The organism is Clostridium sp. AWRP, from assembly GCF_004006395.2.
Classification (GTDB): domain Bacteria; phylum Bacillota; class Clostridia; order Clostridiales; family Clostridiaceae; genus Clostridium_B.
The window spans coordinates 1,479,816-1,498,350 of sequence record NZ_CP029758.2; the positions used below are offsets into that span (position 1 = coordinate 1,479,816).

The 18,535-nt window shown below is 29.8% G+C and carries 17 protein-coding genes; 11 read left to right on the forward strand and 6 right to left on the reverse strand.

Annotated features, from left to right (window positions below):
* Positions 1-4: 4 nt before the first annotated feature.
* From DMR38_RS06900 to DMR38_RS06925, 5 genes are all read left to right on the forward strand, one after another.
* Entirely contained in the window at positions 5-1,102 is a 1,098-nt protein-coding gene (locus DMR38_RS06900) for a helix-turn-helix transcriptional regulator (RefSeq protein ID WP_127720596.1), read from the forward strand.
* 502 nt (positions 1,103-1,604) lie between these two features.
* Complete coding sequence (locus DMR38_RS06910; protein ID WP_127720597.1) at positions 1,605-1,943, forward strand: arsenate reductase family protein; 339 nt, start codon at positions 1,605-1,607, stop codon at positions 1,941-1,943.
* Between the two features lie 4 nt (positions 1,944-1,947).
* Positions 1,948-3,114 (forward strand): AI-2E family transporter, encoded by a 1,167-nt coding sequence (locus tag DMR38_RS06915; protein ID WP_127720598.1) that lies wholly within the window; start codon positions 1,948-1,950, stop codon positions 3,112-3,114.
* Between the two features lie 120 nt (positions 3,115-3,234).
* A complete protein-coding gene (locus DMR38_RS06920; RefSeq protein ID WP_127720599.1) occupies positions 3,235-3,420 on the forward strand; it encodes a hypothetical protein in 186 nt (61 codons plus the stop codon).
* Between the two features lie 207 nt (positions 3,421-3,627).
* The gene (locus DMR38_RS06925) at positions 3,628-5,661 is read left to right on the forward strand and encodes a methyl-accepting chemotaxis protein (RefSeq protein WP_127720600.1); all 2,034 of its coding nucleotides are present in this window, start codon (positions 3,628-3,630) and stop codon (positions 5,659-5,661) included.
* Between the two features lie 48 nt (positions 5,662-5,709).
* Here the strand turns inward: DMR38_RS06925 and DMR38_RS06930 are convergent, their stop codons facing one another.
* Both DMR38_RS06930 and DMR38_RS06935 read right to left on the reverse strand, forming a co-directional pair.
* Entirely contained in the window at positions 5,710-7,122 is a 1,413-nt protein-coding gene (locus DMR38_RS06930; protein WP_127720601.1) for a HAMP domain-containing sensor histidine kinase, read from the reverse strand.
* A 95-nt stretch (positions 7,123-7,217) separates the two neighbouring features.
* Positions 7,218-7,934 (reverse strand): response regulator transcription factor, encoded by a 717-nt coding sequence (locus DMR38_RS06935; RefSeq protein ID WP_127720602.1) that lies wholly within the window; start codon positions 7,932-7,934, stop codon positions 7,218-7,220.
* A gap of 290 nt (positions 7,935-8,224) precedes the next feature.
* Here DMR38_RS06935 and DMR38_RS06945 point away from each other — a divergent pair, with 290 nt between their 5' ends.
* Genes DMR38_RS06945 through DMR38_RS06955 form a run of 3 tightly spaced genes read left to right on the forward strand, consistent with a single transcriptional unit; the run spans position 8,225 to position 10,638 of the window.
* Positions 8,225-9,136, forward strand: coding sequence for an ABC transporter ATP-binding protein (locus DMR38_RS06945; protein WP_127720603.1), 912 nt, complete (start codon positions 8,225-8,227; stop codon positions 9,134-9,136).
* Positions 9,133-9,894 (forward strand): ABC transporter permease, encoded by a 762-nt coding sequence (locus tag DMR38_RS06950; RefSeq protein WP_127720604.1) that lies wholly within the window; start codon positions 9,133-9,135, stop codon positions 9,892-9,894. The genes DMR38_RS06945 and DMR38_RS06950 overlap by 4 nt, the downstream gene beginning before the upstream one ends.
* A gap of 12 nt (positions 9,895-9,906) precedes the next feature.
* Positions 9,907-10,638, forward strand: a complete 732-nt coding sequence (locus tag DMR38_RS06955; RefSeq protein WP_127720605.1) for an ABC transporter permease — start codon at positions 9,907-9,909, stop codon at positions 10,636-10,638.
* Between the two features lies 1 nt (position 10,639).
* Here the strand turns inward: DMR38_RS06955 and DMR38_RS06960 are convergent, their stop codons facing one another.
* Positions 10,640-11,374, reverse strand: a complete 735-nt coding sequence (locus DMR38_RS06960) for a LytTR family DNA-binding domain-containing protein (protein ID WP_127720606.1) — start codon at positions 11,372-11,374, stop codon at positions 10,640-10,642.
* A 218-nt stretch (positions 11,375-11,592) separates the two neighbouring features.
* On the opposite strand from DMR38_RS06960, the gene DMR38_RS06965 reads away from it, so the two are divergent.
* The 3 genes from DMR38_RS06965 to DMR38_RS06975 all read left to right on the forward strand — a co-directional run bounded on the left by DMR38_RS06965 (position 11,593) and on the right by DMR38_RS06975 (position 15,330).
* A complete protein-coding gene (locus DMR38_RS06965) occupies positions 11,593-13,581 on the forward strand; it encodes a methyl-accepting chemotaxis protein (protein WP_127720607.1) in 1,989 nt (662 codons plus the stop codon).
* 135 nt (positions 13,582-13,716) lie between these two features.
* The gene (locus tag DMR38_RS06970) at positions 13,717-14,481 is read left to right on the forward strand and encodes a DUF364 domain-containing protein (protein ID WP_127720608.1); all 765 of its coding nucleotides are present in this window, start codon (positions 13,717-13,719) and stop codon (positions 14,479-14,481) included.
* A 114-nt stretch (positions 14,482-14,595) separates the two neighbouring features.
* Complete coding sequence (locus tag DMR38_RS06975) at positions 14,596-15,330, forward strand: hypothetical protein (RefSeq protein WP_127720609.1); 735 nt, start codon at positions 14,596-14,598, stop codon at positions 15,328-15,330.
* Positions 15,331-15,438: 108 nt separating this feature from the next.
* On the opposite strand, the gene DMR38_RS06980 is transcribed toward DMR38_RS06975, so the two are convergent.
* The 3 genes from DMR38_RS06980 to DMR38_RS06990 all read right to left on the reverse strand — a co-directional run bounded on the left by DMR38_RS06980 (position 15,439) and on the right by DMR38_RS06990 (position 18,534).
* Positions 15,439-16,029: a 4Fe-4S single cluster domain-containing protein gene (locus DMR38_RS06980; protein WP_127720610.1), complete on the reverse strand. Its 591-nt coding sequence runs from the start codon at positions 16,027-16,029 to the stop codon at positions 15,439-15,441.
* An 84-nt stretch (positions 16,030-16,113) separates the two neighbouring features.
* Positions 16,114-16,836 (reverse strand): hypothetical protein, encoded by a 723-nt coding sequence (locus DMR38_RS06985; protein ID WP_127720611.1) that lies wholly within the window; start codon positions 16,834-16,836, stop codon positions 16,114-16,116.
* A 27-nt stretch (positions 16,837-16,863) separates the two neighbouring features.
* Positions 16,864-18,534 (reverse strand): AAA family ATPase, encoded by a 1,671-nt coding sequence (locus DMR38_RS06990; protein ID WP_127720612.1) that lies wholly within the window; start codon positions 18,532-18,534, stop codon positions 16,864-16,866.
* Position 18,535 lies beyond the last annotated feature (1 nt).

Genomic DNA, 18,535 nt, shown 5'->3' on the forward strand with positions numbered 1-18,535 from the left:
TGACATGGATAAATTGCAGATAGGTGAAGTAATATTTAAATTTAGAAAAGAAAAGGGAATTACACAGGATCAATTAGGAGGATTTATTGGAGTATCCACAGCAGCAGTGTCAAAGTGGGAAAGTGGCAATTCCTATCCAGATATAACTCTTCTTCCTGTACTTGCATCATTTTTTAACGTTTCTATGGATGAACTTTTGAATTATAAAGTTGAGATTTCTGAAAAAGAAGTTATGGAGATATTTAAAAAATGTGAAGTACTGTTTAGTAGTGATAGGGTTGACGAAGGAATTGATAAATCCATGGAATACATATCAAAATATGAATCAAGTTACTATTTGAAATATATGATTGGATGTCTGTTTAATATGTATTCATGGAAAAAGGGAGAAGAAAAAATAGAAAATATAATGCTTAAAAATTCTGTTGAATTGCTTGAAAATGTAGTGCAAAATTGTGATTATACAAAATTAGTTGAACAATCACTATTTCAGCTTGGTGGTATTTATTCTTCCATTGGAGAAAATGACAAGGGAATAGAAGCTTTAAATAAAATTCATAAAAATCAATTTAATGTTGATTTTATGCTTGCAAACATATACTTAAGCAAAAATAGGATGAAAGAAGCGAGAAAGATACTTCAAAGTCAGCTGTGGAAAAATATATTTGGAATTAGTTTTACCTGTTTAGCATTGGCTAAATCTTATATTAAAGATAAAAACTCAGATGTTATAGATAAATATTGCAATTTGGCTGTAAGTGTTAAAAAGTTATTTTCTCCAGAATGTGATAAAGTTATTGGTATGCATGTAGAATATATGAATTTTGCACAAATTTACCTTCAGTTTGGTGAAAATAAAAAGGCTGTAGAAATGCTGCACAAGTGGATACAATACATTAAAAATAATGATATAAATGCACCTAAAGATTTTTCATCTAGCTGGTGTTTCAACGAACTTTCAGAAGGAGAACGTGCCTTTACTTTGGATTTGTATGAAAATATGATGAAGGTGTTAGAAGATCCGGTATTTGACCCTATTAGGAAAAGTAATGATTTTAAGGCTATTTTAAAAGATTTGAAGGAAATTAGAAAACTTAGATAGATTACGTTTAGTCCCATAATTGTAAATATTGTTTTTTAAAACTGTACAAAAAATACGCCATATGGAGTATATTAAAAATTTTTTTCTCTATACAATTGTAGTTGTATGGAGAAATTTTTTTATCTTCAATTATATTATATTTAGATCTAAAATAAGATAAAAGGAGATAAGTTTAACGGACATTGAGCATTTCAAAAATGTAAGAATGAAGGACAAAGTAATTTCCTGGGATGATTTAGATAATTTGAAACCTCAAATGCTGCCTTTAGCTATTACATTGGATAATATTTTGCTTATGTTGAGAGATTAATACGCTAATAAAGGTTAGACTGCAGGAAAGCAAATATGTGATTACAAGTTAGCACTATTAACACTTACTATAGGTTTTGATGGTGCTGAAGTAATACAATAAAGTATTATGAAAAAATAAAAAGTTACTGTATAATAAATATTAATCCATTGTAAAATTTATGTGAAGCAATAATTTTGAGGAGAGTTGGAAATGAATATTCAAATATTTGGAGTGAAAAAGTGTTTTGATACAAAGAAAGCTGAACGTTACTTTAAGGAAAGAAGAATTAAATATCAGTTTATAGATTTAAATATTAAAGAAATAAGTAAAAGGGAATTACAGAGTTTAAAGGCAGCAGTAGGCATTGATAATTTGATAAATAATAAGGCAAAAGAATATGATAAATTAAATATTGGACTGATAAGGAGCAGTGATATAAAAGAAGAGATACTTTTAAAGAATCCAAAGCTTTATAAAACTCCAATTGTTAGAAATGGGAAACAAGCTACAGTTGGATATGAGCCTTCAATTTGGAATAAATGGGAGTGATCAAATGAAAATAGATAAAAAATTACTAAAATATTGTATATATGCAGGAGCAACAGTGATTCTAATTTATATTGGTATAGTATTTTTAAATAATGTAGGTAATATATTTGCTCTGTTGTGGGATCTATTAAAAAAAACCATTAACCTTGCAAAACCTTTTTTTATGGCACTAGTAATTGTGTACTTATTGAAGCCAGGAGTGGAAAGCATTGAAAAGTTCTTAGAAAAGAAAAAGATACTAAAGAAAGCATCACACAGAAGAGTAGTGGGAATTATAGGAGTGTATACATTAGTAGTAGCTATTTTTGCAGTTGTTGTAAGTGGAATATATGTTATGATTGGTGGAAAACTCTCTCACAATGCAAGTATAGCAAATATGGCATCATATTTAAATGAATATTTAAATAACCCAACATTGTCAGTTAGTTCTGTTAGTGAAAAATTAAAAAGCTTAAATATTTCAATACCTACAAGTTTAAATGATAAGATTGCTCAAATAGTAAGTTATGTGCAATCTTACTTTTCAGCAAGTATAGGAGCAATGACAAATTCTATTGTAGCTATAGTAAGCAATATAGCTTTATTTTTTATAGCTGTAGTATTAAGTATTTATTTAATACAAGATTCCGAGTATTTCGTAGGGTTATGGAATAAAATCTTTAACCTTGTATTTGGGAAAAGTAAAACAGGGATCAAATTAAAAGAAATATTACATGTTATGGATATTACATTTTATAAATATATAAGAGGACAATTGCTAGAGGCATCTATAGTGGGAGTTTTATCAGCTATTGTACTGTATTTTATTGGAATAGACTATGCTTTGGTTATAGGAATTATTGCAGGTATTTGTAATATGATACCATATATAGGACCTGTTGTTGGAACTGTTTTGGCAGTAGTGATGGCGCTGCTAAGTGGACAACCTATCACAGCATTGTGGGCAATTATTGGAATGCTTGCAGTTCAGCAGGTGGATAATAACTTATTGGCACCTAAAATTGTAGGAGATAGTGTAGGATTGCATCCTGTATTTACTATGATTGCGATACTTGTAGGTGGAAATGTGGGAGGACTTATAGGAATGCTTGTAGCTGTACCTACTGTTGCTTCACTAAAAATACTATTGGGTAAATGGTATGATTCTCATATGGAGAAGATTGCGTCTTGAAAAATACTCCATATGGAGTATTTTCAAAAAATTTTTTCTATACAATTATAGTTATATGGGGAATTTTTTTAGTTGATGGAATTCTTCGTATGTAAAAAAATTTAAATTGGAGGTATATAAATGAAATGGGAGGTAGTAAAAAGGCAAACTAAAACTGGTATGTACATTAGCACAATAAGGTCATTTGAATTTGATAAAAAGTCTAAAGATAAAGTATATGATGAGGCATTAAAATATGCTAAACATAAGAACAAAACGTCATTTATAAAAAAGTATTATTATGAGGTGGAATTTAATTGGCAATAATCTATATATTTTAAAACTATTATTGATTGTAAAAGCATCAATGAATCCTATTTAGTTGAAAAGGCAGAAAGTGATGGAATGCAGATGTACTTAAATATAACAAAATATTCTATAAATTAATATTTTATTAAATATTTTGACAGAGTATACGAAAATAAAGTTAAATAAAAGAATGTGTTTTATTCAGCATATGGAGGAGATGCTTATATGTCAATAAAAAGAAAAATTCCACTTTTAGTAGCAATAATTGTTACTATTTTAATGACTTTAACTACTATATTTATTGATAATAAGTCTAGCAGCTTAATAGAAACTAAAACGGAAAGAGAAATAGAAGAAATATGTAATCATTCAGCTCAAACTATAAGTGCAATAATTGAAAAAGAAAAGTTGGGGATTAGAATATTTTCAGAAAAAAATGTGGTTGTAAATTTACTTAAGACAAATAAGGATTCTAGTAATATTGATGATTTAAATAAGCAAAAACAAGATATGAATTTAACTTTACAAAACTATGTTAAAGAGAATAAAAATATTGAACACATATTTTTGGTTGACACAAATGGAAATATAATTGCAGACAGTGATAAGAACTATCTTGGCAAAAACTTAAATGACAGATCCTATAATAAACCTAGTTTGGAAGGTAAAGCTTCAGTAAGTGAAGTTATGATGTCGAAAGTAACTAAAAATCCAATAATAGTGGTTACGAATCCTGTAGTAGGAAATGGTGAGATTTTAGGATATGTGGGTACAGCAGTATATGGAAGCAGTTTTTCAAAGTATCTAGCTGGTTCTAAAGTAAGTAATTTTTCATCTAGTTATGGATTTTTATTAGATTATAAAGGCAATACTATTTACCATCCAACTAAGAGCAAAATAGGTAAACCAGTTGAAACGCCTCAAATAAAAGCTGTAGCTGATAAATTAAATAAGGGTGAAAATGTAAAAGAGGATATTCTTACATACAATTTTGAAAATGTAGATAAAATAGCAGGATATAAGGTTATACCTGAAACAAATTGGATTATAGTAGTAACTTCTGATAAAGTAGAAGTGTTAAAAGATGTTAAATATATGAGAAATATTATAATACTTATAGCAATAATAGCGTCAATTTTAGCTATAGCAGCAGGATATATGTTTTCAACGAGGATTACCAATCCTATTACTAAAATAGTTAATCTTATAAATAAAACAGCAAATTTAGATTTAAATCAAGTAAAAGATCTTGACGAACTGTGTAAATATAATGATGAAATAGGGACAATGGCTAATTCTATAGAAAATATGAGAAAAGCATTAAAAACAATGGTTAAAGACATGAAAATGTCTTCGGATACAATAAATTCAAATGCTGTGTTAGTGGAAAAATTAACTGGTGATTTAAAGGTTAATTTAGAAGGTGCATCAGCAGAAAGTCAAAATCTTTCAGCTGGTATGGAAGAAAATGCAGCTTCGGTAGAGGAAGTCTCAGCTTCATCTGATGAAATTGGAAATGCTGTAAATTCCATGACCCAAAAATCTGTAGAGGGTTTAAATAAAGCTAACAGCATTGAAAATAGAGCAGAAAAATTAAAAAGAGCTGCAGTTGAGTCAAATGAAAAGGCCAATGAAATATATTCTTCTGTAAAAGATAATCTTGAAAGAGCTATTGAAAATTCTAAGGCTATTGAAAAAATAAAGCTGTTGTCTACGGACATAATTTCTATTACTGATCAAACAGGCTTGCTTGCTCTCAATGCTTCAATAGAAGCAGCTAGAGCTGGTGAAGCAGGAAAGGGATTTTCTGTTGTAGCTGATGAAGTCAGACAATTGTCAGAGGAATCTGCAAAAACAGCTGGAAACATTCAAAATGTAGTTAATGAGGTTACAGAAACAGTAAAGAATTTATCAAGTAATTCAGTAAAGCTTCTTGAATTTATAAATCAAATTGTTTTAAAAGACTATGATAAGTTAGTTGAGACAGGTGAAGAGTATAGTCAAGATGCTAAAACAGTAAACAATTTTATGAACGATTTTAGTAGTTTATCAGAAAAATTGAGTTCATCAATTAGTGAAATAAACAATGCTATGGGTGAAGTGGCAAATACTGTGACTGATGGGGCAAAAGGTGTTACTGAAATTGCTGGTAAAATAACTAATATAGATGAAAAGTTGGGTACGGTAAAGACGACCACTGAAAACAATAAACAAAGTGCTGATAAGTTGCAAGAAATTATATCTCAATTTAAATTTTAAATTTGTCAAAAAAGCTGGACTTAAAAGTTCAGCTTTTTTGATATTAAACTAAAAAATTATGGTTATGATTGTACCTTCCCCTAAAGTGCTTTCTATATGTATACATCCTCCATGGGCATCTATTATTTGTTTGGATATTGCCATACCAAGGCCTGAACCTTCTGTTGAAGCACTGGTATTTGTCCCTCTATAATATCTCTCGAAGATGTAGTTTAAATCCTTTTTAGGTATGCCTTTTCCATTATCTTTTATTACAATATGAATTTTATCTTTTTCATAAATTGAAATATCAACTTGGACATCCTCCTTATTGTGAGTTATAGCGTTAAAAATTAAATTACTAAGGGCTCTTTTAAAAAATTTTTTATCGATGAGGGCTTTTATTTTTTGATTTTCGGGATAAAAATTCACATTCCTATTTGAGTACATTGGATGATTTAGAATTCCTACAATTATATTTTGCAAAAGAGAGGTTACATTTACCTCTTCTTTTTTTAGAGGAACAGCTTTATTTTTTAACTTATAGGTTAAATTTAAATCTTCCACCAATGATTGAATATAGGAGGATTTATTGTAGATTATTTCTGAATACTCGTGAATTTCGTCTTCAGAAAAAGTATAATCCGGTTCCTTCATTATTTCAGCATATCCTTTTATAGAAGATAGGGGCGTCTTAACATCGTGGGATATAGAAGAAATCCAAGTGTTTCTCATTTTTTCAAGATCTTCTCTTTTTATTTTGTTTTCTTTAAGTGTTTTGCTTAAATTATTTAAGTTAGAAAAGACACTTTTATAAACACCTTTTTCTGGATAATTTATTTCATAATTGCCTTTCGCAAGATTATTTATGCCGCTTATTATGTTCTGAAGTGGTTTAGCCATTCTCTTCCCAAATAGAAAATAAGCTATAATTATTGCTGCCAGTATATTTATGCACAGTAACAAAATAACACCATTCCAAAAGAAACTTTTTAAGGCAGAAGGATTAAATGTAAGAGTATGTTTTGCCACACGATTAAGTGGAAAACCTATCATGTAGGCAAAACTTCTGTTATTGTATTTCTTTTCACTTACAAATACGGAGGAGTTTGCTATGTCATATTTATAAATATGGGTATATTCTATTGGGGAGTATTTAGTAGGGACTGCTTTTGGTTTATTAAAAGAATACACTTCTTTAAAATTTTCATCTATTATTTGAACCCACGCATTATTTTTTAAAATTTTGTTTTTACCATCTTCTTTTATAAATGGCACTCCATTTTTAAAGTCTATGTATTCATAAAAGTTTAAGGTAATCCTTTCAGGGGATAAGCTAGTTAAATTTTCATTAGTATATACAATTACCTTATTCCAAACAATTAAATTTATGAATAACTCAATTATGACTATAAATATTAATGTTACTAGAAATTTTGTAGTCAGGGTCCAGTTGGTTTTAATTTTACTTATAATTTTCATTTGTAGTTACCTCAAAATTAAGATTATAAAAGTTGAAATATTAAATGACAAGTACTGATGATAGCTGCCTTTGTTATTTACTATTTGCTAATTTGTTATTTAGAAATAATAAGCTTGTATCCCAGTCCTTTAGCAGTGACTATGTATTTTGGACTGGAAGGGTTATCTTCTAGCTTTTGTCTTAGCTTCCTAATATGAACCATTATTGTGTTGTCATATCCCTCATAGCTGTCATTCCAAACTTCATCGCATATCATTTGCTTGGTTAGTATTTGATTGCCGTTTTGAGCCATATAACATAAAAGATGGTATTCCTTTGGAGTGAGCACTATATTTTTGTCGGCCTTTAATACTTCTCCCTTTTCTAGGTCAATTACTATATCTCCAAAACTTATCTTTTCCTTTTTCATGGACATTTCATTTTTAATATATATGTTTCTTCTCAAATGAGCTTTAATTCTAAAGGCAACTTCCTTAGGGCTAAAGGGCTTAGTTACATAGTCATCTGCACCTAGACCAAGGGCAAGTATTTTATCTACATCATCAGATTTTGCAGATAAGAAGATGACTGGAACAAAAGAAAAGTTTCTTATATTTTTGCATACCTCAAATCCGTCCATATCCGGCATCATTATGTCCAAAACTACTATGTCAGGTTTTTCAGATTTACATAAATTTATACCCTCTGTGCCATTTTCGGCCTTAAATATTCGCCTAAACCCTTCTTTTTTAAGCACTGTTTCCAGGAGCTTTAACAGCTCCACTTCATCATCTATTAAAAGTATTTTCCTATCTAGAATATTATCGTACATGGTTATCTCCTTTAACTATCAATTGTCAATTTTATCCGATGACTACCTACTCTAATACTCCCACTTCTCCAAGTTGGAGTAAAGAGTAGCTACGTCCCTGGATAACGATTTCTAAGCATCAGGTTGAGTCAAAACTCCATCTGATGCCAAGAACTCTGTTTATTATAACACTATTTATATATTGTTTAATTAAGTAGAAGAATTTTAAGGTTCCGTTAAGGTTTAGGTAAATGAAATTTAAGTTTGTAGCTTTATTATAGGGCTATAAGTTAATTTAGGGAGGAAATTTTATGTCACAAGAAGTTTTACAAACAAAAAATTTAGCAAAAAATTTTAAGGACTTTAAGGCAGTAAAAGGAATAGATTTATCAATAAAAAAAGGTAGGGTATATGGATTTTTAGGTCCCAACGGTGCAGGAAAATCCACAACTATAAGAATGCTCTTGGGGCTTATAAAACCAACGAGGGGACAAGTTAAAATCTTTGGTAAAGACTTAAGAAAAAATAGAATGAGCATTTTGAAAAAAATAGGATCTATGGTTGAAGCACCATCTTATTATGGCAATCTAACAGCTTATGAAAATTTACAGGTAACAGCAGAACTTTTAGAGCTTGACCATAAATATATTGATGAAGTTTTGGAAGTTGTAAAACTAACTGAATGGAAAGATAGACAGGCCAGTAAGTTTTCACTTGGTATGAAGCAAAGACTTGGTATTGCCCAGGCACTTATATCAAAACCACAACTTTTAATACTGGATGAACCTACTAATGGGCTTGATCCGTCTGGAATTCATGAAATAAGAGGACTTATCAAAGAACTTCCCAAACTTTATAACATGACAGTCATTATATCAAGTCATAATTTGAGTGAAATTGAACTTATAGCAGATGATATTGGAATTATAAATAGAGGTAAGATGTTATTTCAAGGAACACTTGAAGAACTTCATTCAAAGAGTAAAGGACAAATTTGCATAGAATCTAAGGATTTAAATAAGATAGAAGATACGCTAAATGATTGGGGATATAAGTATAAAGTAAAGGAAAAAGAAATTTTCTTAAAACCTGAAGGAAGAGAGCCGGATGAGATTTTAAAGCAACTCATATTAAAGGGCAATAGAATATTTAAATTTGTAGAAGTACAAAAATCTCTTGAAGAAATATTCCTTGACCTTACTGAGGGAGGAGAAAATATATGAGGTTTATGTCAATTTTAAAGTCTGAACTAATGAAATATAAAAGATCAGTGATGTGGAAAGGTGTATTTTTTATTCCCATTCTTTCATTTGTACTTATATTTATGGATATGCATTTTAGATGCAGTTTTTTAATGTCAGATAGCCATATAAAGTATTTAGCTCAAATTGGAATTTACGGTAAGGTAGGTGTTCTGCTCTATGAAAGTCATCTTGCTGCTTTGTGGTTCATTCTTTTAAATTTATCCATTGTTGTAGTAGCGGTTATTGTAAATTATACAGAGTACAGTGAAAATACCTGGAAGCAAATAGTAGCAAGACCAGTTGAAAGAGGAAAAATTTATTTGTCAAAATGGATTGTAGTGCTTATAGCTGCAGTTATATTGGTAATTTTAAATGGAATATTTTTAATGATTATAAAAAGTTTGTTTCATATAGATGGCAGCTGTGCAGTGATTTTTAAATATGCGGGGCTAGAGCTGTGTACGACCTTAGGGGTAGTGAGTTTTCAGCAATTTATAAGCTGTTATATGAAAAATTCTCTAGCATCAGCAGCTGTAGGATTTGCAGGAAGCATAGGAGCCTATATGTTTGCACAGAGCAAATTACTTTCATATGTAGTCCCATATGCAAATGTTCTACTGGCATTACCATCAGGAGACAGTAAAGATGCATATATTGCAGCTTTCTTTGGAATAGTGTCTGGAATCCTATGGCTTGCAGTTGGAATTTTGGAATTTAATAAAAGGGATATTAAGTAGGGAGTGAATAGCGTGAAAAATATATATAAAGTAGAATTACTAAAATTAAGACATTCAAGAATACTTAACATAGTGATGTTTCTTCCACTGTTTTTTGTAATATTGGGATTTACAAATTTCTTAAGATACAAAAAGCTTTTTACAGAGCAAGGACAAAATGTATGGAGCCAGGTATATACTCAAAGTTCAATATTTTATGGACTATTTATTATGGGGTTGTTTATTACAATTGCAATTGCTGTTTTGGTTAGAATAGAAAATAGTGAAGATAATTTTAAAAGGATGCTGACACTGCCTGTAAAAAGAAGTGAATTATATATAGCAAAGCTTGTTATAGGCTGCGGTATAGTATTTTTAAACCTTATACTATTTATGCTCCTTACAATCTTAGCAGGTGCAGTTATAGCACCTCATGGTCAAAGTATGCCAAGAGAAATGATATATGCTCCGCTGCTTGCCATTATAGCCTCACTGCCTGTTATAGCAGTTCAATATTATCTGAGCATGAAATTTAAAAATATTGCAGTACCGCTGGGAGTAGGACTAGTTTTTTCTTTTCCTGCAGTTCTTATTGACAATACCAGGTACTGGATGTTCTTTCCCTGGGATTATCCAGGAAGGGTATTACTAGGTGGTTCAAATGTAAGTTTCAATTTTCCACCATATATGTATGCAGTATCAGTTATTTTATTTATAGTAGTTATATTAGTTGGAGTGTGTGAATTTAACAATAGAGACATTTAACTTACTCAACTTTCCCACTTTTTATTTGTTCAAAGCAATAATCAGAATAAATTTGTTTAATAATATTAGCTCTATCTTTACGGATAGGAACTTTATCACCATTTTTTAAAAGAAAGTCAATTTCCAGCATAGAAGTTATATAAAACATATTTATGATATAGCTTCTATGACATCTTAAAAAGGATGCCCCACTTAGGAGATCACATAGTTTTTTTAAAGAAGAATAGGTTTTTATAACATGAGTATTTGTGTGAATAAGACAAATTTTGTTATATACTTCAATATAATAGATATCCTTTAGGAGGATTTTCATGGAAATACTTTTACTGTAAACTTCAATAAATCGAATATTGTCTGAAAACATATTTTGACACTTGTCCAGTAAACATTTAATTTTATCATAACTTACTGGTTTTATAAGGTATTGCATTGCATCTACTTCAAAGGCATCAAGAGCATGATTTTTACTTCTTGTAACAAAAACTATTATGCACTTTTCATCATGCACTCTAATTTGTTTTGCAATTTCAATACCGTTAGAGTAGATTTTATCATCTATATAAATATCTAAAAATATCAGTTGAAAATTTATCAATGTAAAATCCGAGAGCAATTTATCTCCACTTTTATAAGTGAAAATTTCAATTTCAAAATTATAATTAGTACAATATTTTTTAATCATATGAATTAGCACTTGTATGTCAGATTCTAAACTATCACATATTGCAATATTCAAAATTTAATTCCCCCAATTTATATAACATTATGAATAGAATTTATTGATTTCGATGAAACCTGAAAACGTTAAATTCTTAAGCATAATTTTATCATCAAATTTTGTTTTTAGGAAGAATTTGCGAAATAAAATGATATTTTACGAAATATTACTTGATTTTATATAAGAATTTATATATATTTTTATAAAAATAGTAGAGTGTCATTATAGGGGGGATTGTGTTGAAGAAGGGAAAATCATTGCAAACTATAGCAATTGTTACAATTTCGGCTATTTTTATTGCACTTATTACGTTAGTTACATATATAGAATACATGAATTCAAAAAAGTTGATACTATCTTCTATGGAGAAATCAGGAAAGCAAACAGTTACAATTCATGCTCAAAATTTATCTTCATGGATTAAAGCTAGATTATCACAGGTGGAGGTAATTGCAAATACTCAATTGGTGTCAAGCATGAATTATAACGAAATAATACCTTATTTTAAAAGAGAACAAAAAAATTATAATGGAGTTTTTAATAGCATTGGAATATCTGATACATCTGGGAAATTAGTTATGCAAAATGATGTTACAATTGATATAAGCTCGGAAGATACATTCCTGAAGGTTATTCAAGGAAAAGAAATTATATCAGATCCTTTTAAAGACAAGCAAAATCCTTCAGATTTAATAATATCTATGGAATGTCCTGTAAAAGACATAAAAAGTGGAAAAGCAATTGGACTTGTGAGTGGTGCATGCCTTGTTTCTACCGTTTTCAAGGAAAATACTAATTTTCATATAGGAAAAACTGATAATGTGTACATATTGAGTAATAAAGGGGATGTTTTATATAAACAAAGTAATGATCCAATTAATGAAACTAACTTATTGAAGACCGCTAACATTGAACTTAATAGGTTAGTTAAAGAAGCACTTTCTAAAGATAGTTTTTTTGGGAAGTTTAAAGACAAGGATGGTACGAAGATGCTGTTTTCTGCTCATGTAGATGGAACAAATTGGTATATGCTTCTTCAAGTTCCTACAAAAGAGTATACTTCTAGTTTAAATTCATTATTATATTTAATATTAGCAGTTAGTGTTCTTGCAATAATATTTTTAATAGTAGTATTGATTATTTTACTGAAAAAGTTTTTTAACAGACTTTTAAAGATATCTCTGATTGCAGATGAGGTAGCAGAGGGAAATTTAATGAATTCTTTGCCGGAATCTTCAGATGAACTTGGTAAAATTAATATTACTCTTAATAAGATGATAAATAATTTAAAGAATATAATAATCAAGATAAAAAATGTTTCAGAAGTTGTTGCTGAATCTTCAAATAGTTATAAAGAAGTTAGTTTAGAAGTGGTACAAGAGGGGAAAAATATTAAACAATCAATAGATAACTTGACTTCAGGGTCAAAAAATATAGCACAGGAAATACAAAACATTACTGTATCGGTAAATGATGTTGAAGATAAATCCAGAGAACTTGCGGAAATAAGTACTAAAATTGATGAAATGATAGCTGAAGCAAAAGATAAAACTTCAGACGGTTCTAAAAATTTGCATACCACAGTAGAATTGTTAAACAAAATGGAACAAAAAGTAAATGCTTCATCAAGTGTTGTAACAGAACTTTCAGAGAAGTCTAAGACAATAGAAAATATAACAACGACTATAACGGGTATATCTGAACAGACAAATCTATTAGCTTTGAATGCTAGCATTGAAGCAGCTAGAGCAGGGGAACAGGGTAAAGAATTTGAGGTTGTTGCAGAAGAAGTTAGAAAGTTAGCTGAACAGTCTGAAGTGGCTGCACAAGAAATTTCAAAGGAAATACAAGAAATTCAAGGTAAAATAACAAAGGCTGTAGTATCAATGGATGAAAGTATTAATTACGTAGGACTAGGTATTAAATCTACAGATAATATATTAGTTATATTCTCAGAGATTGAAAAAGAAATCGATAGAATTAAAACTATGAGTTTCAATGTGTCCGAAATAGCAAAAATAGTATTAAAGAATAATAGCAAAATATTTGAGTCAGTTTCAAATACGTCTGTGATGAGTGAAGAAGCATTTGCAAGTGCATTGTCTTTTCAAGACATGGTAAGTAAACAGGAAAATATATTTTTAAATCTTAAAGGGGCATCAGAACATTTAGATGAACTTTCAGCAGCATTATCAGGAGAGATTTCCAAGTTTAAGATAAATTAGAACTTAATAAAATTGTATACAGCAGTTTTCTATTGTAAACAGGAGTTCTTACTGTAAAAAATTAGTGATACAATAAAGTAAAGCAAATTTTTATGTGTACTGTTATTATAATAATAGAAAAAGGGGTATGTTAATATGATTTTAGAACGTATTTATGATTTAGCGGAGCCTAGGCTTAAAGAAAGAAAGATAAAAGATGTCAGGGTTGGGTTACACTTGATGTCAGTTGAACTTGATACTGGTGAAATAGGTGTTACTTACGTATTAAGAAAAGAACTTGGAGATATTTGTATACCTTTTCGCCAGGTTGGCAGTCTTGTAGGAATGTCTGCAAGAGAAGTAGCTGAGTGGTCTTTAGAAAGAAAAAATGTTATTAGTACTTCTTTGGGACTAGCAGTCTTGAATTCTGCTGCTGAATTTAATAAATTGAAACAAGTTGATAATTCTCAAGGGGTTGATGCAGCTTTTTCTGTGGAAATTAGAGATACGGATAATATTGGAGTTATAGGTCATATCGGACCTATAATTAATAGGCTGCGTGATAAAAAAGACCACATGTTTGTTTTTGAACGTGGTGATAATGTTAATGGTCAAGTTTATCCGGAAAGCGAGGAAGGAAAATTATTGCCACAATGTCAGGTGGTTTTTATTACTAGTTCAACACTTATAAATGGGACGCTGGAAAATGTTTTGAATTATTGCAGCAATGCTCGAGAAGTAGTTATGGTAGGTTCAACTACACCTTTATATCCTGAGGCATTTACTGCATCGGGAGTAACTGTTCTTTCAGGAACAAGGTGGCTTACATCAAACAAAAATTTTATTTTTGAGAATATAAGTCAGTGTGCAGGAATGAAGCAATTGATTAAGTATGGTGAAAAGATATCAGTAAGAATATAAAAAATTTTTTATCATTTTGTTTAGAATTAGAAAATATTAAAATAAATTGGGAAAGAGCACTTTTTTCAATTATTAATAGAATAGTAGTATATTAATAATTGAGAGAGGATATATATGTTTTTTAGATTTCCTAAGGAGTTTATGAAAAACAAAGATAAGGTATACATTATAGACAAAAAATTTGCAGACGTAAATGGGGATGGACGTGTTGAAACCTTAATGATTATAGGAAAGAAACCTTATGGAGAAAATGGTTTTATAGATGACATAGCTCTTGTTGTAAGAAATAGAAAGACAGGGTTAAATATAAAGGTAAAACCAAAAGAAAATTCTGGTTATGATCTTAAATTGTTTATAGGAAAATTTGATGAAAAGAGCAGTATACCTTTTGTATTTTTATCTATAGATTCAGGTGGCAGTGGCAGATATTATTTTGACTATATTTATTCTTTTAAAAACAATGTGACAAATCTTGTTTTTGATTATGATAAATTTAATGATGAAAATGTGTATGATGCTTCATATGAAAATTTCTATAAGGTAGGTGTAAAATCACAAAATAAAAATTTGAAGGGTGTAATAGATCTCAAATCTATAAGAGATGAAGAATACTTATCAAAGATTTACAATAAAGATGGAACCCTTAAAGAGCCTGAAGCAGCAGGAGTGCTGTCACTTTCCAATCTTTCACCCTTAAGTATAAATGGGTCTGGAATTTTTGAACTTTTAGCAGGTCAGAGGATAATAGGACTTTACAATTCAGATACTTTGGGATATGTGGAGTCTATTTTAAGATGGGACAAAGATAAGTTTATGCCTATAACAGTTAGGCTGGTAGTATCAATGTAAAGCTTGAAGTGAACAGTCTAAGGTAAAGGCTGTTCATTTGAAATTACATTAAGTTAGGGAATAGGTATAGATTTGTGAAAAAAACAAATCTATACCTATTTATTCCTTTTATATTTCAAATAACTGTTTTATAGATTCAAAGTCACCCATACCGTTTATTAATATTTTACCTTGAGAGTCGACTCGTATTTCAACTTGATTTTCTATTTTGTATAAATTATCTTTTAGATAATCATATCTATGTGTTAAAAAGTGATATCTTTGGTTGGATGAACCTACCCACGGTCTGCTTAAATCTTTTTTTTCATATATATAAGGCCCATCTATTAAAATATCAGTTAAACTTAATAAATTTTTAATGCTACTATATGTAGATTTTTGTAGTTCTTCTAATAAATATCCTGTAAAGGTGACAACAGATAAGTTTTTTGCTTTTAGCAGCAATGCAAGCTTACTTAAAGCATCAGCCTGTTCAAAAGGTTCACCACCAACAAAAGTTACTCCTTCTATTTTAGGACCTTTTAGTATTTTATGAGCTAATTCTTCTATTTTTACTTCATAACCTTTATTTTTATCCCACGTAGAAGGTGCGGCACATTTAGGGCAATGTCTAGAACATCCTTGTACCCAAATACAGGCTCTTTTGCCCGGACCTTCTACATTAGTAATAGGCAAAAATCTGTGAATTTTAAGCTTCATTTAAGAGCATCTATCCTTTCTTAATCAGCTGTTTAAAATAGAATGTTTGTTAAACGGCTATATGTGTGAAATTATTAATAATTTTTAAACATTAACAGTTATAACAATAGAGTTATCTTCCATGATTTCTTCACTCTCAACATTATATCCTTTTTCCTTAATTTTAACTTTCAAATTTTCATATGTCTTATTTTGTACATTACGTTTATAACCTTCATCCAATTCAGTTAAATTTTGAAACATTTCTTTTGAATTATTTTCATCTTTAAACTCAATTAGATAGGGTGAGTTCCCATCAAGCTTAAATTCAAATTCAAAATGATCAATTTTGCAAAGGATATCTCCATTACTTTGTTTTGAATAATTAACTCCATAGTCCTCTAGAGTTTTTATTAATATGTTTTCATCTTTGAAATTTGTTGCATAGGATTTTGAAAAAGTACTGCTTTGATTTTCTGAAAGATTGCGAATAAATATCTTTCTTCCTGAACTTATTTCCAATTTTTTTATAAAGTTAATTACTCTTTCTTTTGAATCATATATAGAGAATTCTGCAATCCATTTTCCATTGATTTTTTCCCAGAAAAAAAATTCCTTTTTACCATTTAAATGAGTTTTTATAACGTTATACCCAAATTCTTTGGCATCAAAACCAGCTTTAATTACTGTGCTAATTAAAGCTTCTTTGTTTTCAAAATTTGTTTCAATTTTAATTTGAGATGATTCAACCATTTTATTAAATTTATCTTTTCCCATGATACCGCGTATAGCTAATGCTACAGGTATTAATACTAAAGATACTGACATACTAAATTCCTCCTACAATACAGTAATTTAAAAATCTATGGCTCTTCCCCCTCTAGAGGATTTAATGTCTTCCGGACTAGTACGCTTTTCTTTAAAATCAGGATAAATATTAGATTCTCTAGATTTATAATCTGCACGATCTTCTTTAGGAGTTGCTGCTACAGCTCTTATATTGGCCCATTCACGTATAGCTCTAATTTGTTCAGCTTGTGTTACAACAAGAGGAACTGTATTAGTTATACTTTTTTCGAAGTCTTCAAGCTTAATGCTCCTATCTTCAAAATAGGCTTCATATAAAGCAGATATTACGACTTGTTCAATTTCTGATCCTACAAAACCTTCAGTCATATTAGAAAATTTATTTAAAACATCATCATTTAATTGAAAGTTTCCCCTTACAAAATCATCTCTTAATCTCTTATTTATATGAACTTTAAATATATCTTTCCTCTCATTAAAAGTTGGCAAGTCTACAAAAAATATTTCATCAAAACGCCCTTTACGAAGTAATTCTGCAGGAAGTTGGCTTATATTGTTTGCAGTTGCTACTACAAATACTGGTTCTGTTTTTTCTTGCATCCAAGTTAAGAAAGTGCCAAATATTCTTGTAGTAGTTCCACTGTCTCCAGAATTTTGTCCACGCATACCCTTTTCAATTTCATCTATCCAGAGTATTGAAGGAGAAACTGCTTCAGCAGTTCTTATAGCTTTCCTCATATTTTCTTCACTACTGCCAACTATTCCACTAAATATTCTTCCCATATCAAGACGTAAAAGAGGAAGTTGCCACATGGCACTTATTGATTTTGCAATTAAGCTTTTACCACATCCAGGAACTCCAGTTATCAAAACTCCTTTAGGAGCAGGTAGTCCATATTTTTTTGCAGAATCAAGCCAAGATTTATTACGTTTCATAAGCCATTTTTTTAAATTTTGTAATCCACCTACATCTTCAATTTTTAAGTTACTTTTTACAAATTCTAGTATGCCAGTTTTTTTAATAACCTGACACTTCTCGTCTAAAATTAGATCTATATCATTAGAATCTAAGGTACCATCTTGAGCCATTGCACGTGCAAAAGAATTTTCAGCTTCTTGAAGGGTTAATCCTAGTGCTGCTTTTGATAATCTTTCCTTTTCATCTTCATTAAGGTTTATTTTAATCCTTCCAGATCCATTAACTTCTATCATTTCATTTAATAGTGACTTTATCTCATCTGCATTTGGAAGGTTAAACTCTAATATACTTATATCTTTTTGTAAATCTGTAGGCAAAACTAAACTTGGACAAACAAATAGCACATTTTTAGGCTTTGGATTTTGTTTTATAGAAGAAGATATGTCTCTTATTTTTCGAACTATTTCATTATCTTGATTCCTTCCATTAACTCCAAAAAAAACGTGAAAGTCCTTTAAAACAAACACTGAGGCTTCGGAATACTTTTCTATAAATTCCAAAGCTTTAATTGGTGCTTTCGTGTCTTCTGAACCTTTTTCATTTTCTCCAATTATTCCTGATGTTAAACTCCAAGTAAATATTTGTCTGGTAGTTCTTATAATTTCTTTATCTTTAACTACATCTCTTATTACCGATAAAATTCTATCTTCCTCCCAGGTAGGAATATATATATAAGGAAATCTAGCCTTTAATAAACTACTCAAATCTCTTTTAAATTTGAAAGTGTTATTTTTTTCCATT